Below are 7,102 nucleotides of genomic sequence, written 5' to 3' on the forward strand. Positions count from 1 at the left end.
AGCAAATAACACAACATGCCTCAGAAACGAGGCATGTTGAAATTATAACTCAACTTTTCAATGACTTACCAATTACTTATCGATGATCAGGTTGCCATCTTGAATAAGCTTTTGAATAAAGTCTTCACCGCTGGCTGCACCAGCATCACTGTATCGCACACCATCTAAGGTAATGGTCATGGTATCACCACCTGCGATGCCGTCTGCATCAACAATAATGTCTATGCCACCATTGGCATTTTCTGTTGCCTGTAAGTATTGGTCAATTGTGTTTTCTGACTCGCCTTGTAACAGGTCGGTTAAGTCCAATTTATCTTGGTTTAAGTTGAAGTCGATAATGGTGTCTTTATTACCTGACAACTGTTTGTCATTACCCGATTCAAGGATGACATCCTCTGCAAAGAAGCGGAAGGTATCGCGACCCTCACCACCGATGAGAATGTCATTACCTGAGTTACCCGCGATATCATCATCACCCAAGCCACCTATGATGGTGTCGTTACCAGAGCCACCACGCAGTACGTCGTAACCTAAGCCGCCATCAATCATGTCATCACCATCATTACCATAAATATAATCGTAATGAGAGATTGGGCGCTCTAAGCCATCTTCGGTTGCATTAGGATCATCCACGCCTTGAGAGCCACCATAGATGATGTCATCACCCGCTCCCCCATCAGCAATATCCACAATAGAGCTTGATACTGAACCGGTGTGATACGCATCAAGCTCGGCTTGATCTTTTAACGCTTCTTTATCCAAGAAGGCTTTGGTTGATGCCTCATCAGTTTCTCTAAAACCATCACCTAAGTAAATGGTATCGGAGCCAATCGACCCTTTCACGTAGTCATTACCACCAGATGAATCAATTAATTGCTCTTCTTGGCTCATAACTTTGCGTTCGTCTCTGGCGCCAACGTTGATAAATGTACGGCTGCCGTCAGGGTTAGTCACAAAACCATTGTAACCACCTAGCTGAAGCTGGAAGTCCTTAGAGCCTGTGTCTGTTCCTGAAACAGTGGTTATTTGATCATTACCGCTTTCACCCGTTAAGGTAGAGCCAGTAAAGTCTCTTTCGGTCACGTTGATCGTCACGATAGCCGTGTCGGTTTCGCCTTTATCATTGGTGATGGTGTACTCAATTCTTGCCGTTTCTTGCGTTTTGCCAGGAATATACACCAATTCACCGTCAACGATGTAAGCTTGGCCAGCACCATTAAGGACATTGATACCTTCGATCGTAATCTCTTTATCACTGTCCGCGGTATCACTGTCCGATGGGTTGATATCGTTATTTAGAATATCAACATAGACTGGCTGTCCAGCGAAGGTACTCGCGGAATCATCAACCGCATCTAACATAGGGTCGGTTACACCACGCACCGTGATATTGAGATTAGCTGAAGATAAATCGCCATTATCATCCGTAATGGTATAGGTGAACTTATCAACTAAGGTTTCGTTACGGTCAAGCGCTTGTACTTGGGCATTTTTGTTATCAAGAGTGTAAGTATAACTGCCGTCTGAGTTGAGCACGAGAGTACCAAATTCTCCTACTAACACTTGACCTACACCACCGCTGACATTCCCCACGGTTTCACCCACAGCAGCGCCTATGACGGGAGCCGGGACGTCTTCGCCATACATGTCGTTAATCAGAACGTTACCGTTAATCACCGCGCTTGAAGCATTATCTGGCTGACCTGATGCCTCAGTGACTAAATCAGTATCTAAGTTAGCCACAGGTGTCGTGTCGATAACAGGGAAGGTAACACTGATATCAAAATCAGATTTTGCCTTATCGCCATCATTATCAACCACATTAACCACGATATTGTCAGCAAACGTATCGCTATTTGCCGGCTTGTCGCCCAACGTGACCACATAGGTGTATTCACCGGATGAAAAATCAAATACGAGCTCACCGCCATTTTGAGTATCAATTTTAACTTTAAAGTCAGGCCCTGCTGGACGGTTATAAGTCACGCCATCCACTTCAATGGATTCAATAAAGCCACCATCGGCACCATAATCAATACCCGTTGCAACCGAGCCTGTCACTTTGGTATCAACGTCACCTGTCACAACTGCCTTCACTGAATCCAGTAATACAGTCAATAAACCATTAGCCGTTGTCACGATTTGAGTCGGCTCTGAGCCATCAGCTTTAGTCGGGTGCGCCACCATATCTAAATATTCGGTTGAGACGTTACTGCCTATCCCGATAGCTTCAGCTTCAATATTGTTATCTTCAACAAACGTTTGCCAAGTGGATTCATAATCGCGGATTTCTTGCTTATCATTGTCGTCATTTGGCACACCATCTGATAAGAAGTACACCTTGGTTAGATCGGCGGCCGAACCATCGGCTTTAGTTGGCGGATTAAAGCCGTCTACCAATGCTCGTAAGGCATCATCATAATCGGTCCCATTATCCGCATTGAGGGTATTAAGCAGGGCTTTCGCCTCAGCCAAGGTTAACCAATCCGATTCCACGTCAACTTGATGTCTAAACGAGACTATCTTGATGTTAACGTCACCAAGATTGCTGTAGGCATCAATCAGTTTCTCTAAGCTTTGCTTGGCGATGGTTAGGCGATCTGTGCCGCCCCAATTAGCATTGTTTGGTCGATCACCTTCCATGTCCCAACCCATAGAGCCAGACACATCAAGCACAAACACCAAGTTAGTCGTTTGTTGAGTAAAATCGATAGGATCTGGCGACACGATATTCGCCGTTGGAATATCATCAATGATGTCTACATTAAGGGTTAAATTAGTCGTCACGCCGTTGTGACCAGAAACAGTAATGTCAAAGGAGTTCGCATTGTCGGCGGTATTAGTGCCATTGCCAGCTTGATGACTAAAGGTGTCATTCAATTGATACTGGTACTGTCCTGCGTTAGCACCTGTGGTTTCAACCGTTAATACGCCCTGTGCAGTGGTCACCGTAATAATGCCTGTGTTTGCATCTAGTACACCACCTGCAATACTGCTGATTGATAAACTGTCATCAGTGCCCAATAAATTACCAGAAACCACATGGCCTACGCCTGGGTTACTTCCATCAATCAGGCCTGCTTCATTAACCTCCACATCGACAGGAGCAAGCACAGGTGCATCATTATTCAAAATCGTGGTTTCAACTTCTCCGCTAACCGAGCCTAATGTCGTTGACTCTAGAGAAACTTTAAACTTCTCATTTGATTCATATTCATTATCATCGACGGTACTTGCACTCAAGGTTGCGACGACAGAATTAGCAGCCAATGGACCCGTCAGTGTAACAAGGTAAACACCTTTAGATGAATCGAATGTAATTCCTTGTAAGCCTGTAAAATCTTCAGGGTTTAGCGCCGTGCCCTCGGTCATTTTCAACTCAAGGGTCACATTAATACCGTCAGCAACCCCTTTATCTCCAATCGTGATTTGGTAACCAGCCACTTCCCCTTCATTGACAGCATTAGCCGATGAGCCATCAGTCGCTGTGAGAGTGAAACTAGGAAGATCATTATCAACCCCTTTCGAGTCATCAATAACCGTTGTGACCGTATCACCTTTATCAACAATATTCTCAAACGCATTATCAGTATCAACTATGCTCTCGATACTGACGATGAAGGATTCTGCTCCCTCGTATATCTCGTCTTGAATAGTTTGGATATCAAATGTGGCGCTATTAGAAGGCCCGGTAATAATGACTGACTTCACACCAGTAAAGTCCGTACCGTCTGCAGCTTTACCTGAATATTGCAGGTTAATCGTTACCGATTTTCCATCTGGTACAGGCGTATCTAGCGTTAGGGTATAGTCCGTTGCCTTTTCACCTTCTACAACGTCAGTTGGGCCCGCGAGCGTCACGATAGCGGTATCTTCTGGCCCTGGGTTACCGTCGGTGCCGGTTTGGTCATTGATGGTGGTTTCCACCACGGACGTGCCTTTCACCAAGTTCTCATAACCGCCACCTGTAGTGTTGCCTAGGCTCACTTGGAACTTCTCGCCGTTATCGGCGTAAGCATCGTCTAGAGTATCAACGGTAAACACGGTTTCTGTGGTGCCTACTTTGATCACCACGTCTTGGGTTTGAGCAATCACATCACCGTTATCGGTGGTGATATGCCCAGTGATGACTTGAACGGTTAAGTCGGTCGCTGGCGCTTTATCTACAGTCACGGTGTAGCTGGCGCTTTCACCTTCTACTACCGAGGCATCGCCACTGAGGCTGATGGTCGCCGTGTCTTCTGGCCCTGGGTTACCGTCGGTGCCGGTTTGGTCATTGATGGTGGTTTCCACCACTGAGGTGCCTTTCACCAGATTCTCATAACCGCCACCTGTGGTGTTGCCTAGGCTCACTTGGAACTTCTCGCCGTTATCGGCGTAAGCATCATCTAGGGTATCAACGGCAAACACGGTTTCTGTGGTGCCGGCTTTGATCACCACGTCTTGGGTTTGAGCGATAACATCACCGTTATCGGTGGTGATATGGCCGGTGATGACTTGGACGGTTAAGTCACTCGCTGGCGCTTTATCCACGGTCACGGTGTAGCTGGCGCTTTCGCCTTCTACTACCGAAGCATCGCCACTGAGGCTGATGGTCGCTGTGTCTTCTGGCCCTGGGTTACCGTCGGTGCCGGTTTGGTCATTAATGGTGGTTTCCACCACTGAGGTGCCTTTCACCAGATTCTCATAACCGCCACCGGTGGTGTTGCCTAGGCTCACTTGGAACTGCTCGCCATTATCAGCGTAAGCATCGTCTAGGGTATCAACAGCAAACACGGTTTCTGTGGTGCCGGCTTTGATCACCACGTCTTGGGTTTGAGCGATAACATCACCGTTATCGGTGGTGATATGGCCGGTGATGACTTGAACGGTTAAGTCGGTCGCTGGCGCTTTGTCCACGGTCACGGTGTAGCTGGCGCTTTCGCCTTCTACCACACTAGTATCACCGCTTAAGGAGATGGTCGCCGTGTCTTCCGGTCCTGGGTTACCGTCGGTGCCCGTTTGGTCATTGATGGTGGTTTCCACCACTGAGGTGCCTTTCACCAGATTCTCATAACCGCCACCTGTGGTGTTGCCTAGGCTCACTTGGAACTTCTCACCGTTATCGGCATAAGCATCGTCTAGGGTATCAACGGCAAACACGGTTTCTGTGGTGCCGGCTTTGATCACCACGTCTTGGGTTTGAGCGATAACATCACCGTTATCGGTGGTGATATGGCCGGTGATCACTTGAACGGTTAAGTCGGTCGCTGGCGCTTTATCTACAGTCACGGTGTAGCTGGCGCTTTCGCCTTCTACTACCGAAGCATCGCCACTGAGGCTGATGGTCGCTGTGTCTTCTGGCCCTGGGTTACCGTCGGTGCCGGTTTGGTCATTAATGGTGGTTTCCACCACTGAGGTGCCTTTCACCAAGTTCTCATAACCGCCACCTGTGGTGTTGCCTAGGCTCACTTGGAACTTCTCGCCATTATCAGCGTAAGCATCGTCTAGGGTATCAACAGCAAACACGGTTTCTGTGGTGCCGGCTTTGATCACCACGTCTTGGGTTTGAGCGATAACATCACCGTTATCGGTGGTGATATGGCCGGTGATGACTTGAACGGTTAAGTCGGTCGCTGGCGCTTTGTCCACGGTCACGGTGTAGCTGGCGCTTTCGCCTTCTACCACCGAGGCATCGCCGCTGAGGCTGATGGTCGCCGTGTCAGCGCCAACAGGTGGGATCGTAGTACTGTCATCAGTAATAGTGGCTGTGCCCGTGCTTTGCAGGGTATCGCTGCCACTGACTAAAGTCGCGTTTAGCTGGTAAGTTTCATTTGGCTCTAAATACGCATCATCAATGGTTTGCGTACGCACTAAAATGGTTTGGTTGCCGCCATTTGGTAAATTAACCTGACCATTAGATACGGTCCACGTCGTGCCGCCATCGGTGCTGACTTCAAAACTGGCCTCGTAATCCGCTGCCGTAGCGGTGCCATCAGTTAAGCTGAGGCTGACCACGCTGCCAAGGGCCGCTTTACCTACTTCAACGGTGAAGATGGCTTGGTTGCCTTCAACCACCGAAACATTATTGGCTTGGCTAGCTGGGTTAATAACTAGAGTAGAACTGTCGTTATCGGTAATGGTGGTAGTGACAGCACTGTTACCTTTAACTAGATTCTCGTAGCCGCCACCTGTGGTGGTGCCTAAGGTAACATTAAACTGCTCGTCAACTTCCTTGACTGCGTCATCAAGGGTTGCCACTGTAAACACGGTTTCTGTGGTGCCGGCTTTGATCACCACGTCTTGAGTTTGAGCAATCACATCACCGTTATCGGTGGTGATGTGGCCCGTGATCACTTGGACAGTCAAGTCTGATGCTGGAGCATTATCAACACTAACCTTATAGCTCGCATCATCGCCTTCAATAACAGTGCTTGCACCACTTAAATTGATCGTAGTGGTGTCTTCAGGCCCTGGGTTACCGTCGGTGCCGGTTTGGTCATTGATGGTGGTTTCCACCACTGAGGTGCCTTTCACCAGATTCTCATAACCGCCACCTGTGGTGTTGCCTAGGCTGACTTGGAACTTCTCGCCGTTATCGGCGTAAGCATCATCTAGAGTATCAACGGCAAACACGGTTTCTGTGGTGCCCGCTTTGATCACCACGTCTTGGGTTTGAGCAATCACATCACCGTTATCGGTGGTGATATGGCCGGTGATGACTTGAACGGTTAAGTCAGTCGCTGGCGCTTTATCCACGGTCACGGTGTAGCTGGCGCTTTCACCTTCTACTACCGAGGCATCGCCACTGAGGCTGATGGTCGCAGTGTCTTCAGGTCCTGGGTTACCGTCGGTGCCGGTTTGGTCATTAATGGTGGTTTCCACCACTGAGGTGCCTTTCACCAAGTTCTCATAACCGCCACCTGTAGTGTTGCCTAGGCTGACTTGGAACTTCTCGCCGTTATCGGCGTAAGCATCGTCTAGGGTATCAACGGTAAACACGGTTTCTGTGGTGCCTGCTTTGATCACCACGTCTTGGGTTTGAGCAATCACATCACCGTTATCGGTGGTGATATGCCCGGTGATGACTTGAACGGTTAAGTCGGTCGCTGGCGCTTTATCC

The 7,102-nt window shown here is 48.5% G+C and carries 1 protein-coding gene; it reads right to left on the bottom strand.

The features are described from left to right. Positions 1-72: 72 nt before the first annotated feature. Positions 73-7,102 (bottom strand): immunoglobulin-like domain-containing protein (locus K6Y21_RS05995; RefSeq protein WP_233070865.1); only part of this gene is annotated, 7,030 nt, incomplete at its 5' end.

Source organism: Motilimonas eburnea (assembly GCF_021295345.1).
GTDB classification, from domain to species: Bacteria; Pseudomonadota; Gammaproteobacteria; order Enterobacterales; family CBDFNC01; genus Motilimonas; species Motilimonas eburnea.